The 20,373-nt window shown below is 70.8% G+C and carries 21 protein-coding genes; 15 read left to right on the plus strand and 6 right to left on the minus strand.

Annotated features, from left to right (window positions below):
• Positions 1-4: 4 nt before the first annotated feature.
• The 3 genes from ACZ6ZQ_RS24920 (at position 5) to ACZ6ZQ_RS24930 (ending at position 2,097) form a co-directional block, all read left to right on the plus strand.
• Entirely contained in the window at positions 5-256 is a 252-nt protein-coding gene (locus ACZ6ZQ_RS24920; protein WP_469770719.1) for an MbtH family protein, read from the plus strand.
• Between the two features lie 3 nt (positions 257-259).
• The gene (locus ACZ6ZQ_RS24925) at positions 260-1,261 is read left to right on the plus strand and encodes an LLM class flavin-dependent oxidoreductase (protein ID WP_469770720.1); all 1,002 of its coding nucleotides are present in this window, start codon (positions 260-262) and stop codon (positions 1,259-1,261) included.
• A gap of 71 nt (positions 1,262-1,332) precedes the next feature.
• Complete coding sequence (locus tag ACZ6ZQ_RS24930) at positions 1,333-2,097, plus strand: thioesterase II family protein (RefSeq protein ID WP_469770721.1); 765 nt, start codon at positions 1,333-1,335, stop codon at positions 2,095-2,097.
• A 127-nt stretch (positions 2,098-2,224) separates the two neighbouring features.
• Here the strand turns inward: ACZ6ZQ_RS24930 and ACZ6ZQ_RS24935 are convergent, their stop codons facing one another.
• A complete protein-coding gene (locus ACZ6ZQ_RS24935; RefSeq protein WP_469770722.1) occupies positions 2,225-3,211 on the minus strand; it encodes a LuxR C-terminal-related transcriptional regulator in 987 nt (328 codons plus the stop codon).
• 159 nt (positions 3,212-3,370) lie between these two features.
• On the minus strand, positions 3,371-3,976 hold the full coding sequence (locus ACZ6ZQ_RS24940; RefSeq protein WP_469770723.1) for a LysE family translocator: 606 nt from the start codon (positions 3,974-3,976) through the stop codon (positions 3,371-3,373).
• Between the two features lie 586 nt (positions 3,977-4,562).
• Here ACZ6ZQ_RS24940 and ACZ6ZQ_RS24945 point away from each other — a divergent pair.
• Both ACZ6ZQ_RS24945 and ACZ6ZQ_RS24950 read left to right on the plus strand, forming a co-directional pair.
• Positions 4,563-7,538 carry an AfsR/SARP family transcriptional regulator gene (locus tag ACZ6ZQ_RS24945; protein ID WP_469770724.1) on the plus strand — a complete coding sequence of 992 codons (2,976 nt, stop codon included), beginning with the start codon at positions 4,563-4,565 and terminating at the stop codon, positions 7,536-7,538.
• Between the two features lie 48 nt (positions 7,539-7,586).
• Positions 7,587-7,847, plus strand: coding sequence for a hypothetical protein (locus ACZ6ZQ_RS24950; protein ID WP_469770725.1), 261 nt, complete (start codon positions 7,587-7,589; stop codon positions 7,845-7,847).
• A 15-nt stretch (positions 7,848-7,862) separates the two neighbouring features.
• On the opposite strand, the gene ACZ6ZQ_RS24955 is transcribed toward ACZ6ZQ_RS24950, so the two are convergent.
• Both ACZ6ZQ_RS24955 and ACZ6ZQ_RS24960 read right to left on the minus strand, forming a co-directional pair.
• On the minus strand, positions 7,863-9,548 hold the full coding sequence (locus tag ACZ6ZQ_RS24955) for a bifunctional 3'-5' exonuclease/DNA polymerase (protein WP_469770726.1): 1,686 nt from the start codon (positions 9,546-9,548) through the stop codon (positions 7,863-7,865).
• A gap of 169 nt (positions 9,549-9,717) precedes the next feature.
• A complete protein-coding gene (locus tag ACZ6ZQ_RS24960; RefSeq protein ID WP_469770727.1) occupies positions 9,718-10,983 on the minus strand; it encodes a LuxR C-terminal-related transcriptional regulator in 1,266 nt (421 codons plus the stop codon).
• 237 nt (positions 10,984-11,220) lie between these two features.
• On the opposite strand from ACZ6ZQ_RS24960, the gene ACZ6ZQ_RS24965 reads away from it, so the two are divergent.
• Positions 11,221-12,135, plus strand: a complete 915-nt coding sequence (locus ACZ6ZQ_RS24965) for an NADP-dependent oxidoreductase (RefSeq protein ID WP_469770808.1) — start codon at positions 11,221-11,223, stop codon at positions 12,133-12,135.
• A 56-nt stretch (positions 12,136-12,191) separates the two neighbouring features.
• Here the strand turns inward: ACZ6ZQ_RS24965 and ACZ6ZQ_RS24970 are convergent, their stop codons facing one another.
• On the minus strand, positions 12,192-12,749 hold the full coding sequence (locus ACZ6ZQ_RS24970) for a sugar O-acetyltransferase (protein WP_469770728.1): 558 nt from the start codon (positions 12,747-12,749) through the stop codon (positions 12,192-12,194).
• A gap of 203 nt (positions 12,750-12,952) precedes the next feature.
• On the opposite strand from ACZ6ZQ_RS24970, the gene ACZ6ZQ_RS24975 reads away from it, so the two are divergent.
• The 6 genes from ACZ6ZQ_RS24975 to ACZ6ZQ_RS25000 all read left to right on the plus strand — a co-directional run bounded on the left by ACZ6ZQ_RS24975 (position 12,953) and on the right by ACZ6ZQ_RS25000 (position 16,149).
• The gene (locus ACZ6ZQ_RS24975) at positions 12,953-14,092 is read left to right on the plus strand and encodes a DUF2786 domain-containing protein (protein ID WP_469770809.1); all 1,140 of its coding nucleotides are present in this window, start codon (positions 12,953-12,955) and stop codon (positions 14,090-14,092) included.
• A 165-nt stretch (positions 14,093-14,257) separates the two neighbouring features.
• Positions 14,258-14,440, plus strand: coding sequence for a 30S ribosomal protein S18 (gene rpsR / locus ACZ6ZQ_RS24980; RefSeq protein WP_469770729.1), 183 nt, complete (start codon positions 14,258-14,260; stop codon positions 14,438-14,440).
• Between the two features lie 71 nt (positions 14,441-14,511).
• A complete protein-coding gene (locus ACZ6ZQ_RS24985) occupies positions 14,512-14,895 on the plus strand; it encodes a VOC family protein (RefSeq protein ID WP_469770730.1) in 384 nt (127 codons plus the stop codon).
• A 4-nt stretch (positions 14,896-14,899) separates the two neighbouring features.
• A complete protein-coding gene (locus ACZ6ZQ_RS24990) occupies positions 14,900-15,241 on the plus strand; it encodes an ArsR/SmtB family transcription factor (protein WP_469770731.1) in 342 nt (113 codons plus the stop codon).
• Positions 15,238-15,804 carry an SRPBCC family protein gene (locus ACZ6ZQ_RS24995; RefSeq protein WP_469770732.1) on the plus strand — a complete coding sequence of 189 codons (567 nt, stop codon included), beginning with the start codon at positions 15,238-15,240 and terminating at the stop codon, positions 15,802-15,804. The genes ACZ6ZQ_RS24990 and ACZ6ZQ_RS24995 overlap by 4 nt, the downstream gene beginning before the upstream one ends.
• A gap of 108 nt (positions 15,805-15,912) precedes the next feature.
• Complete coding sequence (locus ACZ6ZQ_RS25000) at positions 15,913-16,149, plus strand: DUF397 domain-containing protein (RefSeq protein ID WP_453657425.1); 237 nt, start codon at positions 15,913-15,915, stop codon at positions 16,147-16,149.
• 54 nt (positions 16,150-16,203) lie between these two features.
• Here the strand turns inward: ACZ6ZQ_RS25000 and ACZ6ZQ_RS25005 are convergent, their stop codons facing one another.
• Positions 16,204-16,689 (minus strand): ATP-binding protein, encoded by a 486-nt coding sequence (locus ACZ6ZQ_RS25005; protein ID WP_469770733.1) that lies wholly within the window; start codon positions 16,687-16,689, stop codon positions 16,204-16,206.
• Positions 16,690-17,063: 374 nt separating this feature from the next.
• Here ACZ6ZQ_RS25005 and ACZ6ZQ_RS25010 point away from each other — a divergent pair, with 374 nt between their 5' ends.
• From ACZ6ZQ_RS25010 to ACZ6ZQ_RS25020, 3 genes are all read left to right on the plus strand, one after another.
• The gene (locus ACZ6ZQ_RS25010; RefSeq protein WP_469770810.1) at positions 17,064-17,897 is read left to right on the plus strand and encodes a helix-turn-helix domain-containing protein; all 834 of its coding nucleotides are present in this window, start codon (positions 17,064-17,066) and stop codon (positions 17,895-17,897) included.
• Between the two features lie 95 nt (positions 17,898-17,992).
• Positions 17,993-19,453 carry an aldehyde dehydrogenase family protein gene (locus ACZ6ZQ_RS25015; RefSeq protein ID WP_469770734.1) on the plus strand — a complete coding sequence of 487 codons (1,461 nt, stop codon included), beginning with the start codon at positions 17,993-17,995 and terminating at the stop codon, positions 19,451-19,453.
• Between the two features lie 116 nt (positions 19,454-19,569).
• Positions 19,570-20,118, plus strand: a complete 549-nt coding sequence (locus tag ACZ6ZQ_RS25020; RefSeq protein ID WP_469770735.1) for a DinB family protein — start codon at positions 19,570-19,572, stop codon at positions 20,116-20,118.
• Positions 20,119-20,373: the final 255 nt, after the last annotated feature.

Genomic DNA, 20,373 nt, shown 5'->3' on the forward strand with positions numbered 1-20,373 from the left:
TTCCATGGCCGTCGAGACCACCACCACAGCCGTCACCGCCGGGGCCACCGCCGACGCCCCGTTCACCGTCGTGCACAACATCGAGGAGCAGTACTCGGTCTGGTTCACCGGGCGTCCCCTCCCGGCCGGCTGGCAGGTCACCGGCTTCACCGGCACCCGCGCCGCCTGCCTGGCCCACATAGCGGAGATCTGGACCGACCTGCGTCCGCTCAGCCTGCGTACGGCGCTCGCCGCCACGACCGGAAAGGCGGCCTGAACCGTGCTGACCGTGTACACCACCGCTCCGTCGTCCCACTCCGTCACCGGAGCGGAGTTCCGGCAGCGGGCCGTCGACGTGGCCCGCTGGACGGAGGCCGCGGGCCACCGCGGACTCCTCGTCTACACCGACAACACGCTCGTCGACCCGTGGTCCGTCGCCCAGTTGCTGATCGAGCGGACCGAGTCGCTGGTGCCGCTGGTGGCGGTGCAGCCGCTGTTTCGCCACCCGTTCGACGTGGCCAGGGCCATCAGCTCCCTCGGTTTCCTGTACGGGCGCCAGGTCGACCTCAACCTGGTGACCGGCGGCTTCGCCGGCCACATGCGTGAGCTCGGGGACGTACTCGACCACGACGAGCGCTACAGCCGGCTCGTCGAGTACGGAAGGATCATCAACAAGCTGCTCGCCGGAGTCCGGCCGGTCACCCACCTCGGGAACCACTACGGCCTCAACAGTGCGCAGCTCACGATCCCGCTGCCGCCCGAACTCACTCCGCGCGTCTACCTCTCGGGATCCTCGGACGCCTGCGTCGACGCCCAGCAGAGCCTCGGCGCCGTCCGCCTGTCCTACCCGCGGGCGTTCGCGGACTACGCGGGGACGCCGGACGCGCTGCGCGGAAACGGCATCCGGCTCGGCATCATCGCCCGCGACAGCGCGGAGGAGGCCTGGCAGATCGCCCAGGAGCGCTTCCCCTCCGACGAACTGGGCGAGGGACTGCACGATGTGGCGGCCGGCCAGGTCGAGTCCCGCTGGCACCAGAACCTCTCCGCCGACGCGCAGCGCTCGCATGCCCCCAGGGACGGCTACTGGCTCTACCCGTTCCGCGCGTACAAGACCTTCTGCCCCTATATCGTGGGCAGTTACGAAGAGGTCGGCCGGCTGCTCGGCCAGTACGTCGACCTGGGCATCACCGCGCTGATCCTGGACGTGCCACGGGAGGAGGACGACCTCCACCACGCCGGGATCGCCCTGCGCCTCGCGCAGCGGCAGCCCGTCGCGTCCTGACCGTCCCCACCGCACGACTCACTGCCGCCGGGCGCCCTGCGCGCCCGGCGGCCCTTCCCAGGAGAGCGACCATGACCAGTACGGACGTCTGGATACGGCACCTCGGCCCGCCCGCCGCCACCACGGGCACGCACACCGAACTGGTCTGCTTCCCGCACGCCGGCGGGTCGGCAGGAGCCCACCGTCCGCTCGCGGCCGCGCTCGCCGGGCAGGCGGAGGTGATCGGTGTCCAGTACCCGGGCCGTCAGGACCGGCTCGCCGAACCGGTGATCACCGATCTGCACCTGCTGGCCGACGCGGTTGCCGACCGGCTCGCCGCGCGCGGCGCGGGCCGGGGCGCGGAGCGGCGGCGAGTGTTCTTCGGCCACAGCATGGGCGCGATCGTCGCGTACGAGGTCGCGCGGCGGCTGGGGCAGGACGGGCCGCGTGCGCTCTTCGTCTCCGGCCGTCCGGCGCCCTCCCGGATCCGGCCCACCACCGCCCATCAGCTCGACGATGACGCGCTGCTGAGGCAGGTGGCCTCACTGGGCGGGTCGGACAAGGAACTGCTGAGCCACCCGGAGCTGCGGGCACTGGTCCTGCCCGTCGTCCGTGGTGACTACCGCGCCAGCGAGACGTACCGCCACCGGGGCGGGTCCCCGCTGGCCTGCCCCGTCACCGTCTTCACCGGCGACGCCGACCCCTTGACGCCGATCGCCGATGCCCGCGCCTGGGCCGCCCACACGACCGGGCCATTCCGCCTGCGAATCCTCGAAGGGGGCCACTTCTTCGTCGACGCACATTGGCCCGCCGTCGCACGGACCGTCCAGCACACCCTGAAATCCGTGCTCGTATGAATCCATGTCCATGAGAATCCACGACGTGGAATTGTCCGGACGCCATATGCGGGACTTCCGTCAATTCCCTTCCGTCACTGGAATGCCGTGGCGGCCTCGGGAAGCTCCGCGAGAAACCCGGTGCCCGTCAGAGCCAGCCTCGTTGCGAGGCCCGCAGCCCTGCCTCGAACCGGCTGCGCGCACCGAGCCGTTCCATCAGCCCGGCCATCACCCGTCGCACCGACCGCGCGGACATCCCGAGCTGACTCCCGGCCCGCTCGTCGGTCATGCCCGTGGACAGCAGCCTGAGCAGCTCACGTTCCTGCGGGGACAGTCCGAGCTCGTCCGTCGAGGGGGCCACCTGGTCGACGGGGCACGCGGCCGACCAGATCTGTTCGAACAGCGCCAGCACTGCCGCGACGGTTCCGGCGTCCTGCACCTGCACGGCCCCCAGAGCCGTATTGCCCGGATCCACCGGGACCAGTGCCACGCGGCGGTCGTAGACCAGCATCCGTATGGGGAGTGCGGGCAGGGTGCGCACTTCGGCCCCCATCTCCGTCAGCCAGCGGGCGTAGGCCAGAGTCGGCGGATCCTTGCGGATGCTGTCCACGCCGACGGTCCGGATCGCGATGCCGCGCTCCCGCACCTGCCGGTCGAGGGACATCGCCGCCTCGATGCGCGCGGGATCCTGCGGCCCGCCGGGCATCAGGCTGGCGACCTCGGCGGTCGCCTGCAGGGCCAGCTGTTCGATGCGGGCCTGGATCGCGTCCATACCCATGAGCCGTTCCGCATGGCTGTCGGACACACCGGGCCGAAGGCTCGCATATTCCTGCATGAGCTGGGCCACGGCGACCTGGCTCTCGGCGAACTGCTGCTGCTGGCGCAGCAGTTCTGCTTCCCGGCGCTGCAGGAGGAGTTGCATTCCGTATTCCGGGCTGACCGGGCGCATGCCGCCGGGCGAGTCCCAGGAGGGGCGGAGCAGGGTGAGCTCCGCCAGCCGGTCGAGCGCCTGGCGCACCTCCTCAGGCTTTACTCCGAGTTCGCCTGCGATTCCATTGACGCCCAGCTCGCTGTGTGTCAGCAGTAGTCGATAAACCCGTTCCGCAAGTGAATCGACACCCAAGAAGTCGAGCATTGCATCTCCCCCCAAGAGACCGCCCTCGGCGGGAGGTTACAGAGCTCCTGGGTGTGGCGCAAGCAATTCATGTACGTGTCGGGAATGGGGAATTCAGCGGAAAGGCGATCAAGGTTCTCTTCGCCCAACAGGGCATTGGGACCGGAACCCGGCGCCGTGTCAGGTGAGCGCCAGCTTGGCCCCGAGCGCAGCGAACGCGGCTGCGAAGACCCGGCGCATCCACATCAGCACCGGCGGGTGCGAGATGACGCGGTGCCGGATCGCCGCGGCGAATCTCCCGTACGCGGCGAACACGAGCAGCGTCAGCAGCATGAAGACGGCGCTCAGCTCGATCATGTGGAGCAGGGCGCGGGGCTCGCCGGGGCTGACGAATTGCGGCAGGAACGCGAAGAAGAAGATCGTGAGCTTCGGATTGAGGATATTGATCAGGACGGCGTTGACGATCACCTTCGCCGCGGACTGCGGAGCGGCGTCCTCCGCGGCCGTGAGCGTGTCCTTGTCCCGCAGGGTGTTCCACGCCATGTAGAGGAGATAGGCGACGCCCAGGTACTTGAGGATCTGGAAGGCCAGGGCGCTGGTGTGCAGCAGCGCGGCCAGACCGGTGATCGCCGCGATCATGTGCGGGACGATGCCGAGGGTGCAGCCGATCGCGGCGACGTAGCTTGCGCGGGCGCCGCGCGAGAGGCCGGCCGAGATGGTGTACAGGGCGCCGGTACCGGGTGTGATGACGACGACGAGCGACGTCAGGATGAACTCGACGCTCACCGCAGCCCGCCTTCGTCCGTCGGGTCCGGGTGCTGCTTCGGTGGGTTCCGGTACGAGGAGCCCGGGTGCTGGTCTGTGGTCATACGTCGATCCTGCGGGCCGCAATGGTCTGTTCGACAGGTCCAAATGCGGCCTGCCCGAGTGGTCCATAAGGTGCCTGACCGACTGGTCCGTCCGGCCCTGGTGCCCCTCCCGGCAAGCTTTGCCCTGTCGCGCCGCCCGGCATGCACCCTCGCTGCGTTGACCAAAAGCCCTGGTAGCTCCGCTACAAGGACTTCCGGCCGCCTTGCGATGCTTCCCCTCGGCCCTGTGGGCCTGGGGAGACCCCATGCACCGGACGACGCTCCTCGACGGGCAAACATTGCCGGTCGCGGCACTAGATCATCCGACCGGAAGACGAAAGCCCCGGTCACTCCCACGCGACCGGGGCTTTCTCTGTCTCCGGATCCGGCGACGCGGCGTCACTCCCCCGAGTGTGGCCATCCACGCCGAGCACCGTCTCACCGGATCCGACGAGGAGATCCAAACAGCCTTCACCAACGGATCGCTAACATGTGGCCAACGGTCAGGGCAGGAGGCAAAGGCAATGCGGTTCGGCCTGCTCGGTCCGCTGACCGTGCACGACGACGACGGTGACGTCCGCGCGGTGAGCAGTGCGAAGCTCCGCACATTGCTCGGCACGCTGCTGCTCCGTGCCAATCGCGTCGTACCCGTCGAGGACCTGAAGGATGCGCTCTGGGGCGACGAACTTCCCGCGTCCGCGCACGCGTCCCTGCACAACCATGTGGCCCGGCTGCGGCGGCTGCTCGCCGAGGAGGACCGGCTGCGGGCCGTGGCCCCCGGATATCTGCTGCGGGTGGCGCCGGGGGAGCTGGACACCGAGTCGTTCGAGCAGCACATCGCCACGGCGCGTGCCGCCCACGCCCGTGCCACGGGCGCCGACCGGACGTCCGTACGCGACGATCCGGACGCCGACCGCGACGACTGGGAGACCGTCCTCGACTCCTCACGCGCCGCGCTGGACCTGTGGCGAGGGGACCCCCTGACCGGGCTGTACGACCCCGAAGGCGGCACACCCGCCCTCGTACAGCGGCTGCGTGAATCGTGGCTGCTGCTCCTGGAATGGCGGTACGACGCGTTCCTGCAGCTCGACCGGCCGGACGGGCTCGGGCCCGAACTCTCCGCGCTCACCGCCCAGTACCCGCTGCGTGAAGCCTTCCACCGGCAGCTGATGCTCGTGCTGCACCGCACCGGACGGCAGCCCGAGGCACTGGCCGCGTACCAGTCGCTGCGCCGTACCCTCGTCGAGGAGCTCGGCATCGACCCGGGTCCCGCGGTCCAACAGGCCTATCAGGAGGTTCTCCAGGACCCCCGGCCGGCCGGCGGCGGCGCGCCCCGCGGCTCCTCGCCGCTGCCCGCGCAGCTCCCGCCCGCGCCCGCCCACTTCACCGGCCGCGACTCGCTCGCGGCCGAACTGCGCGCCGCGCTCACCTGCCCGGCGGGCTCCGCGGTCGCCGTGGTCAGCGGTATGGCGGGGGTCGGCAAGAGCGCCCTCGCCCTCCATGTCGCGCACACCCTCCGGGACGAATTCCCGGACGGACAGCTCCATCTCCACCTGCACGGCGCCACTCCCGGCATGACCCCCCTCGCGCCCCGCCAGTCCCTCACCGCCCTGCTGCGTGACCTCGGGGTACCGGCGCGAGCCATCCCCGAACACGCCGACGCGGCCGCCGCACTGCTGCGCTCCACCCTCGCGCCCACCCGCACCCTGCTGGTGCTCGACGACGCCGCGTCGGCCGCGCAGGTACGGCCGCTGCTGCCCGGGGGTACGGGCTGCGCGGTCGTCGTCACCAGCCGCTCCCCGCTGACCGCGCTCGACGGAGCCGCCCGGTTCGCGCTGGCCCCGCTGACCGCCCGCGACAGTGCCGCGCTGCTGCGTGCCGTCTCCGGCCGCGGCGGGGCCGAGGCGAACGATACGGCCGAGACGGGCAGAACAGGCAGGACGGACGGCACGGATGACGTGGACGACATGGGCCGTCTCGCCGAACTGTGCGGCCGTCTCCCCCTCGCCCTGCGCATCGTCGCCGCCCGTCTCGCCGCCCGCCGCGCCCTCACCCCCACTGCCCTCGCCGGGCTGCTCACCGCCGAGGCCGGCCGGCTCGACCACCTCGAGTACGACGACCTCAGCGTCCGCCGCTCCTTGTCCGTCGCCCACGACGCCCTCGACCCCGACGCGGCCCTCGCGCTGCGCCGGCTGGGCGCGGTCGACCTTCCGGAGTACGACGCGGCGGTGGTCGCGCAGTTGATGTCACCGGCCGTCGACGAGCGCCGCGCCGTCGCCGCGCTCGAACGGCTCGTCGATGTCGCGCTGCTCGACGAGATCGCCTACGGCCGCTTCGCGCCGCACGACCTGGTGCGGGACTTCGCGCGGGAACTCGCCGTACGGCTGGACAGCGAGGACGAGCGCTCGGCCGCGGCCGAGCGCGCCCTGCGGTGGTACGGGGAGTGCGCCCGGCAGGCGGGCCTTGCGCTCGTACCCGCGCATCTGGCCGGGAACCGGGTGCCGCCGCCGATCGGCGAGGCCGCTCCCTTCGCGGGGGAGGCGGAGGCGCTCGCCTGGGGGGACCGCGAGCTGTCGAATCTCGTCGCGCTCATCCAGGCGTACGCGCCGAGGTCGCGCACCGCCCTGCGGGTCGTACGCGCCGCCTTCCCCTATCTCCAGCGCCGCGGGCGCCTCCAGGAGCTCGAAGTCCTCAACCAGATCGCGCTGGACGCCGCCCGTGCGGCCGGCGACCCGGAGGCGGAGGCGCACGCACGCACCGATCTCGCCGGTGTGTACTTCATGCTCGGCCGCAGTGAGCGCTCACTCGTGCTCAACGACGAGGCCGTCGACCTGTGGCGCGGACTCGACGAGGACAGCTGGGTCCAGCGCGGTCTCGCCAACCGCGGAATGCTGCTGGAACGCCGCGAACGGTACGAGGAGGCCGACCAGGCCCTGGAGGAGTCGCTCGGCCTGGCCCGCAAGCTCGGCGACGCCTACGGGGAGGGGATCGTCCTCAGCCACCTGGGAAATCTGCGCGAACACACCGACGCCCGGCTCGCCATCACCTACCACGAGCGCAGCCTCGCGGTCGGCGTACGGCTCGGCAGCGCGCAGCTTCGGCACACCGCGCACTGCAACATCGGCTACGCCCGCCTCACCCTCGGCGAACCGGACCACGCCCTGCGCCACTTCGAGGAGTGCCTGGCCATCATCGGAGACGGCGACGAGGGCGACTGGCACAGCCAGTCCCAGTCCCGGGTCGGCATCGTCCGTGCCCTGCGGGCACTCGACCGCCGCGCCGCCGCCTTCCGTGAGTGCACCGTCGTCCTGGACCGTGCGGTCTCCCGCGCCGACGGCTTCACCGAAGGGCTGGCCCGCTACGAGCACGGTCTGCTGCTGCGCGCGGACGGCCGTCACGACGACGCGCTCGCCGAGTGGCGTCGCGCCTACGCGTCCCTCGACGGCACGGACAGCAAGGTGCTGGCGGAACTCCGCACACTCCTCGGCGAATCCGTCTGAAACATCTGCCTCGACGAGAGGACCGGGGACCGGACCTACATCGAGGCAGTGCGCATCGCCGGCGACAAGGAGGTCTGGAACGAGACCCTTGCCGACGTCACGAAGGTGGGCACGCGGCAACTGCTCGGCAGGCAGCCGGGTGTCGTGCGGTTGCGGGCCGACGCGCTCCGGGTGAACGGACTGTGGATGTCCGTCTCCGCGTACAACGCTCCGACCCCCACGTCCCGCAAGAGCGGCGCCAAGCCCGTGATCACGCTCGCTGAACTGAAGGCCATTGCCACCAGCCGGACATGGCTCACGGCCAGGTAGCCGGGGGAGCGCGCGTCACTTGGCGTCGGAGTACCGCTCCACCACCGCCGTCGTGAACGGAAACCGCACCGGCGTCGCACCGAACGCGATCCGCCCGGCCAGATCCCCGGCCGCGCGGATCGCTTCGGCGACCGCCGCCGCCTCGTCGGCCGGACAGTGCACGATCACCTCGTCGTGCTGGAAGAAGACCAGCTCCGCCCGCATCCCGGCCGTCGCCCTGCGCAGGGCGGCGAGCATCAGCAGCGCCCAGTCCGCGGCGCTGCCCTGGACGACGAAGTTACGGGTGAACCGCCCGCGGGCCCGCGCGTCGGTCGAGGCGTAGCCGGGGACGAACTCGCCCTGGGCGGAGTCCTCTTCCGCGCCGCCCTGAGGGATGCCCGCCTCGTCGTCGTCGCCCGCCCCGGCCGCGGGCGGGCTGGTGCGGCCCAGCCAGGTGCGCACCAGCCGACCCTCCTCACCGGCGCGGGCCGCGTCGTCCACATACGCCACGGCGAGGGGGAATCTGCGGCGCAGCGCCGCGAGGTTCTTCAGGCCGTCGCCGCTGGTCTGGCCGTAGATCGCGCCGAGCAGGGCGATCTTCGCGTGGTCGCGGTCGCCGGAGAAGGCCCGGTCGGACAGTCGCGTGTACAGATCGCCCTCGTGGCCCGCGACCTCCATCAGGCCCGGGTCACGGGAGATCGCGGCCAGGACGCGCGGCTCCATCTGGTCGGCGTCGGCGACGACGAGCCGCCAGCCGTCGTCCGCGACGACCGCGCGCCGGATCACCTTGGGGATCTGCAGCGCCCCGCCGCCGTTGGTGGTCCAGCGGCCGGAGACGGTGCCGCCGGGCACGTACTCCGGCCGGAAGCGGCCGTCCCTGACCCAGTCCTGGAGCCAGCTCCAGCCGTGGGCCGTCCAGATCCGGTACAGCTTCTTGTACCGGATCAACGGCTCCACCGCCGGATGGCCGATCTCCTCCAGCTCCCAGCGGCGCGTGGATCTCACCTTGATCCCGGCCCGGGCGAACGCCTTCACCACATCCGCCGGCAGATCGGGCCGCACACGGTGCCCGAACGCCGCCGACACCTCGTCCGTCAGCTCGGCGAGGCGGCGCGGCTCGCCACCACCCGCGTACCGCTCGCCCAGCAGCTCGTGCAGCACCTCGCGGTGCACATCCGCGCGCCACGGCAGCCCCGACCGGTTCATCTCCGCGGCCACCAGCATCCCCGCCGACTCGGCCGCGGTCAGCAGCCGCATCCGCCCCGGGTGCTCGGCGGCCTCATGTCTTCGCTGCTGGTCCGCGTACACCTCCAGCAGCCCCTCGAACGGTACGGACACGGGCTCCGGTTCGAACAGCGAGGACTGCGAGCCGGGCTCCGCCGCACGCAGCGGTGGATCGGGCGGTACGGGAGCCTGCCGCAGCCGCGCCCAGGCAGCCGCCGCGGACCGGGGCTCTCCGAGCCGCCCCTCGTGACCGAGCAGCAGCAGCTCGGCGTCCTCGATGTCGTAACACCGCTCGACCCGCACTCCGGCCGCGAGCAGCCGCGGATAGATCTCGCCGGTTGACCGCCACACCCACCGCCCCACCTCGGGCCGCGACCGCACGGCCTCGACGAGATCGGCCTCCCGGCGCACCTCTCCGGCGGGCAGCCCGTCCGGGCCGAGGGGTACGAGCAGCGCTCCGCCCCCCTCGACCGGGGCCAGGGCCCACCGTTCGCTCATGGATGCGAGTGTGGCACCCACCACTGACAACGGCCGGGCACCGGCCGGGCACCGGACAGGCACGCCGTTCTCACCCGCGCATGCCCTCCTCACCTGGGCATGTGCGTCACGACCCCGGGGATGCCCGTCATGCCGCCGGGCAGGCCCGTCACGACCCGGGGCAGGCCCGTCACGCCGCCGCGTGGAACAGCGCCGCCGCCTCCCCACGAGAGCCGACGCCCAGCTTCGTCAGAATGTTCGCCACGTGGAACTTCACCGTGGACTCGCTGATGTGGAGCTCCTGCGCGATCGTCCGGTTGCGGTGCCCGAGGGCCAGCCGGGTCAGCACCTCGACCTCCCGTGCGCCCAGGGCGGTGAGCGGGTCGGCGGCCGGGTCGTCGGAAGCCTCCAGGGGGATCGTCGCCGTGACCGTCGTGCCCCAGCCAGGGACCGCGTCCATGTCCAGGCGGCCGCCCAGGACGTCCAGGCGTTCGACGATCCGGGCGGGGGCCAGTGCCTGCGGGGTGAGATCGCCGGGGCCGTCGTCCCGTACGGTGGCGCGGAGTTCCTGGTCGGTGATCTGCCAGCCGACGTGCACCCGGGTGAGCCCGTCCTGCTCCAGCGCCGCCAGGAGCACCGCGCGGACGACAGCTCGCGCGGTGTGGGCCACATCGGCCGCCAGGGTCCGTGTGGTGCCGGGCGCCGCGAGCTCCAGCCGCACCGGGGTGTAGCGCACGAGCGGACGCAGCGATTCGGCGAGCCGGGCGAACGCCTGCGCGGCCGGTTCCTCCGCGATCTCCTGGTCGCGGTCGGCCTCGGCCCGCAGTTCGACCAGCGCGGACACGGCCAGGTCGGTCGCCGAGGCGCGGGCGGCCGCGTCGTCCAGGCCGCGGCTGCGCAGGAGGCCCAGCAGCCCGGTCAGCGCCGCCGCGTGTGCCTCGCCCAGCTCCGCGATCACCCGGGCGCGGGTCTGTGCCGCGGTCCGTGAGCGGGCCAGCGCCCCCGGCACGGCCTCCGCCGCGAGCCGGTCGAAGTGGCTGGTCACCAGGTCCCACAGGGCCTGTACGACGGCGACCGCGGCCTCGTCGACCGGCGTGTGTGCGGATGCGTCCGGCCGTACCAGCACCAGCACCGCGCCCCTGGGCGTCGCGTCGCTCCTGACGGCGAGCACCGGCCGCTCCGCCCCGGCCAGGGTGACGGTGCCCTGCCACGGCCGGCCCGCGATGCCCGAGGCGAGCAGCGGAGTCAGATCGGCCGTGGTCAGCCGGTCCGTCACCGCCGGGGCGCCGTACGCCTTGAACGGCGAGTGCGCGCAGTGCGTGGACAGCTCCGCCGCCGCCTCGTGCGGGACGAGCTCGGCCAGCACCGCGGACAGCCGGGGCAGGATCTCGCCCAGCGGCTGCCGGATCACGTCGTAGGCGGCGGTCAGGGCGGGCACGGATCCGGTCAGTTCCATATGTCCCAGCGTAGACAGTCGAGTTGAGGGGACGGCTGGCCTTTCGGCCAGGACGGACTGTTCCGAAGACGGGCCGGGCGGGCCCCTTCGCTGATCAACGCTGGACTCATCAGCGATTCCGGGTTCGCAGCAGTCGCGAAGCCGCAGGAGTTGCGAGGCCGCAGAGTTGAGAGTTCTGAGGAGTCGCGGGTTCGGAGCGGTTCCGAGTCCGCAGGAGGGGAAACCGGCATGGAAACCATGAACGCGATCGTGTACGAGGAGTTCGGCGGCCCCGAGGTGCTCCGCCACACGGAGGCCGAGAAGCCCCGCCCCGCCCCGGGCGAGGTCCGCGTCGAAGTGGTGGCGGTCGGCGTCAACCCACTCGACTACAAGCGTCGCTACGGCCGGGTTGAGCAGTTCTACCCGACGACGTTCCCCGCGATCCCCGGACTGGAGTTCGCCGGCGTCGTGGACGCGCTGGGCGAGGGCGTGACCGGTGTCGCCGTCGGCGACGAGGTCTTCGGCTGGACGAGGACGGGCGCGTACGCCGAGTACGCCATAGCCGGCGATATCGCGCCGAAGCCCGCGGGTCTCTCCTGGGAGTCGGCCGCGGCCCTTCCCGTCGCCGGTGAGACCGCCCAGCGCGTCCTCGACGGACTCGGTCTGAAGGAGGGGGAGACGCTGCTCCTGCACGGGGCCGCGGGTGCCGTCGGCCAGGTCGCCGTGCAGCTCGCGGTGGCGCTCGGCGCGACGGTCGTGGGTACGGCGTCCCCGGGCAACCACGAGTATCTGCGGACGCTCGGGGCGATCCCGGTGGCGTACGGGGACGGGCTGGTGGACCGGGTCCGTGCCGCCGCTCCGCAGGGTGTGGACGCGGTGTTCGACGCGGCGGGACAGGGCGCGCTGCCCGCCTCGATCGAGCTGCGTGGCGGCACGACCGACCGGATCATCACCATCGCCGACCCGGACGCCGCAGCTTTCGGAGTGCCGTTCTCGCCGGGCGGTACTCCGTCGGACGTGGTCCGTGCGGGCCTGGCGGAGCACGCCCGCCTCGCCACCGAAGGCCGGCTGAGCGTCCCGGTCGTGGAGACGTTCGCGCTCGCGGACGCCGCGAAGGCCCAGGAGCTGAGCGAGGCGGGCCATGTACGGGGCAAGCTGATCATCAAGCCCTGACCATCAAGCCCTGATTGTCAGGCCCTGATCGTCAGGTCCTGACCATCAAACGCCGATCACGAGAGCGACCGTACGACCCGGGCCGGGTTGCCCACCGCCAGTACGCCCGCCGGCAGATCCTTGGTGACCACGGCGCCCGCCCCCACCACCGTGTTCTCGCCGATCGTCACTCCGGGGCAGACGATGACGCCGCCGCCGAGCCAGACGTTGTCGCCGATCGTGATCGGCTCGGCCTTCTCCCAGCCCTCTCGGCGGCGCTCCGCGTCCAGCTCATGGGTGGGGGTGAGCAGTTGGACATTCGGCCCGATCTGGACATGCGCGCCGATGGTGATGGGTGCGGCGTCGAGGAGGACCGCGCCGAAGTTGATGAACGTACCCGTACCGATGCTGATGTAGCGCCCGTAGTCGCATTGGAACGGCGGGCGGATGCGGACGTCCGCGCCCACCCGGCCGAGGAGTTCGGCCAGGATCCCGGCCCGCTCGGCGGGCGCGGCGCCGCCGTTCGCGTTGTACGCCGCGCAGAGCGCGAAGCGCCGCTCGATGTCGGCGGCCAGCTCGGGGTCGTCGGGGAGGTACCACTCCCCGGCCAGCATGCGCTGCTTGTTCTCACCCATGGGCGCCACCGTACGTTTCCCGTCGAGGAGACGGGGCCTCGTCCGGAGATTCGATATCCACAGGCTGTGGAAGGCGGCCGGGGCAGCCCGGTCGCAGGGCCCGGTTGAGCCGGCCGAAGCGGGCCGGGTCGGCCGAAGCCGGTCGGGTCGGCCGAAGAGCGCATGACGGCGGCGCTCACGTAGGCTCCATCGGCGTGGATGTGGTGGAGCGGGCGCTGGGCGGGGCGCTGTACGCGGATGACGACGACGCGCTCGACACGGGGGCGTCGCTGCTCGCCGCGGATCCCGGGGCGGACGCGGAGCTGGTCCGGCGCGGCGAGGACTTCGTGCGCCGGGCCTGGGAGCGCGGCTGGCAGCCCGCCGATGTCGTACGGATCGTCCGCCGCGACCTCGACGACGCGCACGTCCGTCTCGTCGCCGGGCTGATCGCCGGCGAGACCCGGCGGTACCGGAAGGATCTGCCGCCGAGGTGGGCCGCGCAGCTGGCCGACCTCCCCGCCGGGTACGAGAAGCGGTCCGCGGACCGGTTCTCGTACGCGACAGCGGTGCTGGAACTGTTCCGGCTGCTCGTACGGCTGCCCGCGATCGAGCCGGTGGGACCGGTGCCGGGCGCCCCGGCGCACCTGCCGCCCGCCGCACCGCACGACGAGCCGCGCATGCTGACCCGGATCCGTGGCCTCCTCGCCAAGGCGGAGGCCACGGGCTTCCCGGAGGAGGCGGAGGCGCTCACCGCGAAGGCGCAGGAGCTGATGGCGCGGTACAGCATCGACGAGGCGGTACTCGCGGCCCGCACCCACCGCGCGGACGTGCCCGGAGCCTGCCGCATCGGTGTGGACGCGCCCTACGAGACGGCCAAGGCGATCCTGCTCGACGCCGTCGCCTCGGCGAACCGCTGCCGCGCGGTCTGGAACAGCGGCCTCGGCTTCTCCACGGTGGTCGGTTTCGAACCCGACCTGGACGCGGTCGAGTTGCTGTACACGTCGCTCCTGGTGCAGGGCACGGCGGCGATGACCCGCGCGGAGGCGTCCCAGCGGGCGGGCGGCCGCAAACGGACCAAGACCTTCCGCCAGTCCTTCCTCCTGGCGTACGCCCACCGCATCGGTGACCGCCTCGCCGCGGCGACCTCCCACGCTGCGCAGGAGGCGGCCGGCGGTGGCGACCTCCTCCCGGTGCTTGCCGCCCGGGACGTCGCCGTCACGGACCACGCGGACCGGCTCTTCCCGGAAACGGTCAGGACACGCGTGCGTGGCGCCACGGACGCGGCGGGCTGGCACGACGGCACGAACGCGGCCGAGGCGGCCCGTATGCCCCCGCGCGGTCGGCGCGGCGAACTCCCGGAGTAGCCCACCGCCGCGCTGCGACGTGCGCCGCGCCCTTGCCGGAGGTTGTGAACCGCCCCGCTGCCGTCCCGTCGACCGGGGTGTCCGTCCTCGACCTCCTCCTCCGGAGCTTCGCCTCGGGGTGTGCTCCCAACGGGCTCAAGGGGCGTCCCGCGCGGTCGCCGGGGAGTGGCTGATCGTGTTGCCGAAGCCGGGGACACGGACCTGCTCCGGAAGTTCATCTCCGACCGCGGCAAGATCCGCAGCCGCAGGGTCACGCGCGTGACGGCCCAGCAGCAGCGTCACCTGTCCCGCGCGATCAAGAACGCGCGGGAGATGGCGTTGCTGCCGTACGGGTCGTCGTCACGCTGACGCGACGGCCAAACAGGTAGGGATTTCCCTACGCTTGACGCGTAGGGAAATCCCTACCTACCGTTGGGGGCATGAACATCACCCACGCCTCTTTCGTCACACTCCCCGTCTCCGACCAGGACCGGGCGCTCGCCTTCTACACCGACGTCCTCGGTTTCGAGGTCACCGCCGACCTCCGGATGCCGCCCGGGCGGTGGCTGCAGGTCGCACCCAAGGGTGCCCAGACCGTCTTCACGCTCTCCGGGCCCGGCATGGGCGGTTTCGTGCCCGGTTCCGCGCGGGGGATCATGTTGGTCACGACCGATGTCGACGCCGATTGCGCAAAGCTCGCCGCGGCCGGGGTCGCGGTGGACGGGCCCGACGACCTCCCCTGGGGGCGGATGGCCGGCTTCGCCGACCCCGACGGCAATGGTCTGATGCTGCTGACGGAGAACGGTGAGGCGGAGGGAGCCTGAACCGATGACTGCGACCGGTGTCCGCGAGGACCGGCTCTTCGCCGCACTCGCGAACACCACCCGGCGCGAAGTGCTGCGACTGCTGCGCGAGGACGGGCCCCAGCCCGTCCAGGCCCTGGCCGACCACTTCGACATGCGCCGACCGAGCCTCTCGGAGCACCTCAAGGTGCTCCGGGAGGCTGGACTCGTGTCCGAGGAGCGCTCCGGCAGACAGCGTATCTATCGCCTCGAAGCCGCCCCGCTCGCCGACGTACACGACTGGCTCCATCCGTACGAGCGGTTCTGGCGCGACCGGCTCAAGGGGCTCGGTGATCTGCTGGACCGTATGTCTGACGATGAGTCATGAGCTCCGACCGTGACGAAGACCTCACCACCATCCGGGTCGATCAGTATCTGCCGCATCCGCCCGCCAAGGTCTGGCGTGCGCTGACGGAACCCGAGCTCATCGCGCAGTGGCTGATGCCAGGGGACTTCCGGCTCGAGGTGGGCCACCGCTACACGATGCGGACGCTGCCGCGGCCCGGCACCAGGTTCTCCGGCCTGGTCGAGGCCGAAGTGCTGGCGTTCGAGAGGGAGCGGATGCTCCGCATCCGATGGGTCGACCAGCAGGGCGGGCGTGACGCAGGGGGTGAAAGCGGACAGACCACCGGACAGGCTGCCGGGCGGGCCACTGGACCGAGCACCGGACCGAGCACCGGGCCGAGCACCGGACAGAACACTGCGGACTGGACAATCACCTGGACCTTGGAGCCGGAAGGACGTGGAACGCGTCTCTTCCTCGTACACGAGGGATTCGACCCGGACGACCCTGCACAGATGAGGGCACGGCAGATCATGGGCGGCGGCTGGCGTGGCCCTGTGATGGCGGCGCTCGAGGAGGTCCTGAAGAAGGTCCAGACCGGGCTGTAACCGAGGGACCACCCCGCGTGCACGTGCATCTGCTCATGCATCTGCATATGAACAGAGCTATGATCCGAGACAGTTGACACCTGCACCTTGTAACTCGGGGAGCGTCCTGTGCACGACGTGTACAACGGCATGGCGGCCACAGAGCTTCACGGAGTCGTCTGGCAGAAGAGCAGGCACAGCAACTCCCAGGGGTCCTGCGTGGAGTTCGCGAAACTGCCCGGCGGGAACGTCGCGGTACGCAACTCGAACTTCCCGGAAGGGCCGGCGCTCGTTTATACGCCGGCCGAGATAGAGGCCCTGTTGCTGGGAGTGAAGGACGGGGAGTTCGACCACCTCGTCGGCTAGGTCCTGTCCGCCCGGACAGGGCCTAGGCGGCCGGCCCCTCAGGGGGCGGGCCGCTCACTCCGCGGACAGGCGGAACAGTGCCCAGACGACCTTTCCGGTCAGTGGCCCGGCCAGCGGGTGCCAGCCCCAGCTGTCACTGAAGGAATCGACCAGAAAAAGTCCCCGGCCGCATTCGGCGGAGTCCTCCGCCTCGCCCGCGACGGGGCTTTCCCCGCTGGGGTCGCGCACCGCGCACACCAGCCGACTCGTCCAGCGCATCAAATGCAGCCGCACGGGCGGCTCCTGATCGCGCGGAGCATCCGAGGGCAGGGCGTGCCGCAGTGCGTTGGTGACGAGTTCGGAGACGACGAGAGCGACATCGTCGAAGCGTTCGTTCAGCTCCCACTGGGTGAGTGTTCTGCTCGTGAACTTCCGGGCGCCGCGCACGGCTTCGTACCGGGCGGGAAGGGCACAGGAGGCGGAGCTGGAGACGGTCGCGGGATCGATCGGCGGAAGCCCCTGCCGTAACGGCTCGAGCATGGTCGATCCATTCGTTCCCATGCGAGGCACTCCCGGGAATCGCGGCTGTGACGCTACAACACGAACGAGCACGAACGAGTACGCAGGTGCGCGGGGTCCATGGTTCCGAATGCGTACATCAGATGCAAGGGCAGATGCACGTGCACGCGCCGGACCTGTCCGAACCCGTGCCGGTTCACGCTCATATCTTCCCTGCGCTTCTTTCGCCCCCTTCCCAAGGGCGTCTCATTTCCGTAATCGAATGAGTACGGGCTGAAGCGTTTTGGTGGCAGAATCCGGGGCTCGGGGTTCGGGGGTGCCCCGAGACAGCGATGGCGAAGGGGAGGGTTGGAGACGTGACTGCAGTGGAGTCGTGGGGCTACCCCCGGGCCGATGGTCCTGGCGGAGGGTCTGTGGTGCGCCGCATCCTGCTTGGTTCACAGCTGAGGCGGCTTCGCGAGTCGCGCGGCATCACCCGCGAGGCCGCGGGCTACTCGATCCGCGCATCCGAATCCAAGATCAGCCGCATGGAGTTGGGAAGGGTGAGCTTCAAGGCCAGGGACGTCGAGGACCTCCTCACGCTCTACGGCGTCACCGACGAGGCGGAGCGCGCCTCACTGCTCGGCCTGGCCAAGGAGGCCAATGTGGCGGGCTGGTGGCACAGCTACGGCGATGTGCTGCCCGGCTGGTTCCAGACGTACATCGGCCTGGAGGGCGCCGCCTCGCTCATCCGGATCTACGAGGTCCAGTTCGTCCACGGCCTGCTGCAGACCGAGGCGTACGCCCATGCGGTCGTCTCGCGCGGTATGCCCGGCGCACCGAGCGCCGAGATCGACCGCCGGGTCGCGCTGCGGCTGGAGCGTCAGAAGGCACTCGTCTCCGAGCGCGCACCCCGCTTCCATGCCGTCCTGGACGAGGCCGCCCTGCGCCGTCCCTACGGCGACCGGGCCGTGATGCAGGGCCAGCTGAGGCATCTGATCGAGGTCTCCGAGCAGTCGAACATCACCCTTCAGGTCATGCCCTTCAGCTTCGGCGGCCACGCGGGTGAATCCGGGGCCTTCACGATGCTGCGCTTCCCGGAGTCGGACCTCTCCGACATCGTCTATCTGGAGCAGCTGACCAGCGCGCTGTACCTCGACAAGCGCGAGGAGGTCGCACAGTACGAACGGGTGATGGAGCGCCTCCGGCAGGACAGCCCGGGTCCGGCCGAGAGCCGGGACCTTCTCCGAGGTCTCCTCCAACTCACCTGACTGGCCAGTACGATGACGTGGCATCAGGCGAACTGGTAACTGCATCTCCATCTGCACCTGCATCTTCATCTGCTACCGCGGCGGTAAGGGATCTCATGTCCTCCTTCTTCAGCGATCTGGCACTCCAGTACATCGATGGTGAATGGCGCCCGGGCAGCGGCTCCTGGGACATCATCGACTTCAACCCGTACAACGAGGAGAAGCTGGCCTCCATCACCGTCGCCACGGCGCACGAGGTGGATCAGGCCTACCGGGCCGCGGAGCGCGCGCAGAAGGAATGGGCGGCCACCAACCCGTACTCCCGCCGTGGGGTCTTCGAGCGCGCCCTGAGGGTCATAGAGGACCGCGAGGAGGAGATCTCCGAGGCGATCGTCGCCGAGCTGGGCGGGACCCGGCTGAAGGCGGGGTTCGAACTGCACCTCGCCAAGGAGTTCCTGCGCGAGGCGATCCAGCTGTCGCTGCGCCCCGAGGGCCGCATCCTGCCCTCGCCGGTCGACGGCAAGGAGAACCGCGTCTACCGGCTCCCCGTCGGCGTCGTCGGCGTCATCAGCCCGTTCAACTTCCCCTTCCTCCTGTCGATCAAGTCGGTCGCGCCGGCGCTGGCTCTCGGCAACGCCGTGGTCCTCAAGCCGCACCAGAACACGCCGATCTGCGGCGGATCCCTGGTGGCCAAGGTGTTCGAGGACGCGGGCCTGCCCGCCGGACTGCTGAATGTCGTGATCACGGACATAGCCGAGATCGGCGACGCGCTGATAGAGCACCCCGTCCCGAAGGTCATCTCCTTCACAGGCTCCGACCGGGTGGGCCGCCACGTGGCGACCGTCTGCGCGGCGAACTTCAAGCACGCCGTACTCGAACTCGGCGGCAACAGCGCCTTCATCGTGCTCGACGACGCCGACATCGACTACGCCGTCGACGCGGCCGTCTTCAGCCGTTACGTGCACCAGGGCCAGGTCTGCATGGCGGCCAACCGCATCCTGGTCGACCGCAAGGTGGAGCAGGAGTTCACCGAGAAGCTGGTCGCCAAGGTCAAGACGCTCAAGGTCGGCGATCCCGCCGACCCGCAGACCCACATCGGCCCCCTCATCAACTCCCTGCAGGCCGAGGCGGTGTCGAACCTGGTCGAGCAGTCCGTCGAGGCGGGCGCGACGGCCCTGCTGCGCGGCCGGACCGAGGGCAATGTGGTCTCCCCGTCCGTGCTGACCGGCCTGGCGGCCGACTCGCCCGTCCTGTCGCAGGAGATCTTCGGCCCGGTGGTGCTCCTCGTACCGTTCGACGGCGAGGAGGAGGCGATCCGGATCGCCAACGACACTCCGTACGGGCTCAGCGGGGCCGTGCACACCGGGGACATCGAGCGCGGGGTGGCCCTCGCCCAGCGGATCCACACCGGAATGATCCACATCAACGACTCGACCGTCCACGACGAGCCGATTGTCCCCTTCGGCGGCGAAAAGGCCTCCGGCCTGGGGCGGCTGAACGGTGAGGCGATGGTCGAGGTGTTCACCACCCAGAAGTGGATCTCGGTGCAGCGGGGACGTTCCGTCTTCCCGTTCTGAGATTCGCGCCCCGCGGAGACTTGCGGACAGAAGCTGACCGCAAGGGTCCGTAACTTGGGAGTTGTCAGGGCGGCCGCGGCAGCGGCCGCATCAGCTCCCACGCGAAGGCGGACATCATGGTCACTCACGTTCCCGCAGAGGCCCAGGGCGACGAGCGCGGCGCGCTGCTCAGCTTTGTGGAGGCGCAGCGCGGCGCGATCCGCCGGTCCGTGTTCGGTCTGACCGAGGAGCAGGCGGCGAGCCGCCCCAGCGCCAGCGAGCTGTCGCTCTCCGGTCTGCTCAAGCATGTCGCCGAGACCGAGCTGAACTGGCTGCGGATGGCGCAGCAGCGGCCGAACGAGAGGCAGCGGACCGAGGAGACCTGGGGGGACAGCTTCCGGCTCGTCGACGGAGAGACGATCCCGGACACGCTGGCCTTCTGGGACGGTGTGGCCAAGGAGACCGAGGAGTTCATCCGCTCCGTGCCGAGCCTGGACGACACCTTCCCGCTGCCCGAGGCGCCGTGGTTCCCGAAGGAGGGCCGGGTGTCCATGCGCTGGCTGATGCTGCATCTGGTCGAGGAGATCGGCCGGCACGCGGGCCACGCGGACATCGTCCGCGAGTCGCTGGACGGGAAGAACTCGTTCGCGCTGGTGGCGCTGGAGAGCGGCCAGAGCTGGGGCTAGGGCCTGATCCAAACGACAGGCCCTGGTGCCCCTCCCGGCAAGCTTTGCCCTGTCGCGCAGCCCGGCACGCACCCTCGCTGCGTTGGCCAAAAGCCCTGGTAGCTCCGCTACAAGGACTTCCGGCCGCCTTGCGATGGCACGCACCGGACGATGCTCCTTGACGGGCAAACATTGCCGGTCGCGGCACTAGCTCCGGCACAACGGCATGGTCCCGGGGCGTCGACCCCGGGCCGTGGCGCGGGCCCGGACACGGCG

The organism is Streptomyces sp. NPDC053673, assembly GCF_055585225.1.

Bases quoted from the DNA above. Each gene is read 5' to 3' on its own strand.
- ACZ6ZQ_RS24920 (WP_469770719.1), top strand. From the start codon at position 5: ATGGCCGTCGAGACCACCACCACAGCCGTCACCGCCGGGGCCACCGCC.
- ACZ6ZQ_RS24930 (WP_469770721.1), top strand. From the start codon at position 1,333: ATGACCAGTACGGACGTCTGGATACGGCACCTCGGCCCGCCCGCCGCC.
- ACZ6ZQ_RS24935 (WP_469770722.1), bottom strand. From the start codon at position 3,211: ATGCTCGACTTCTTGGGTGTCGATTCACTTGCGGAACGGGTTTATCGA.
- ACZ6ZQ_RS24945 (WP_469770724.1), top strand. From the start codon at position 4,563: ATGCGGTTCGGCCTGCTCGGTCCGCTGACCGTGCACGACGACGACGGT.
- ACZ6ZQ_RS24955 (WP_469770726.1), bottom strand. From the start codon at position 9,548: ATGAGCGAACGGTGGGCCCTGGCCCCGGTCGAGGGGGGCGGAGCGCTG.
- ACZ6ZQ_RS24960 (WP_469770727.1), bottom strand. From the start codon at position 10,983: ATGGAACTGACCGGATCCGTGCCCGCCCTGACCGCCGCCTACGACGTG.
- ACZ6ZQ_RS24965 (WP_469770808.1), top strand. From the start codon at position 11,221: ATGAACGCGATCGTGTACGAGGAGTTCGGCGGCCCCGAGGTGCTCCGC.
- ACZ6ZQ_RS24970 (WP_469770728.1), bottom strand. From the start codon at position 12,749: ATGGGTGAGAACAAGCAGCGCATGCTGGCCGGGGAGTGGTACCTCCCC.
- ACZ6ZQ_RS24985 (WP_469770730.1), top strand. From the start codon at position 14,512: ATGAACATCACCCACGCCTCTTTCGTCACACTCCCCGTCTCCGACCAG.
- ACZ6ZQ_RS24990 (WP_469770731.1), top strand. From the start codon at position 14,900: ATGACTGCGACCGGTGTCCGCGAGGACCGGCTCTTCGCCGCACTCGCG.
- ACZ6ZQ_RS24995 (WP_469770732.1), top strand. From the start codon at position 15,238: ATGAGCTCCGACCGTGACGAAGACCTCACCACCATCCGGGTCGATCAG.
- ACZ6ZQ_RS25005 (WP_469770733.1), bottom strand. From the start codon at position 16,689: ATGGGAACGAATGGATCGACCATGCTCGAGCCGTTACGGCAGGGGCTT.
- ACZ6ZQ_RS25015 (WP_469770734.1), top strand. From the start codon at position 17,993: ATGTCCTCCTTCTTCAGCGATCTGGCACTCCAGTACATCGATGGTGAA.
- ACZ6ZQ_RS25020 (WP_469770735.1), top strand. From the start codon at position 19,570: ATGGTCACTCACGTTCCCGCAGAGGCCCAGGGCGACGAGCGCGGCGCG.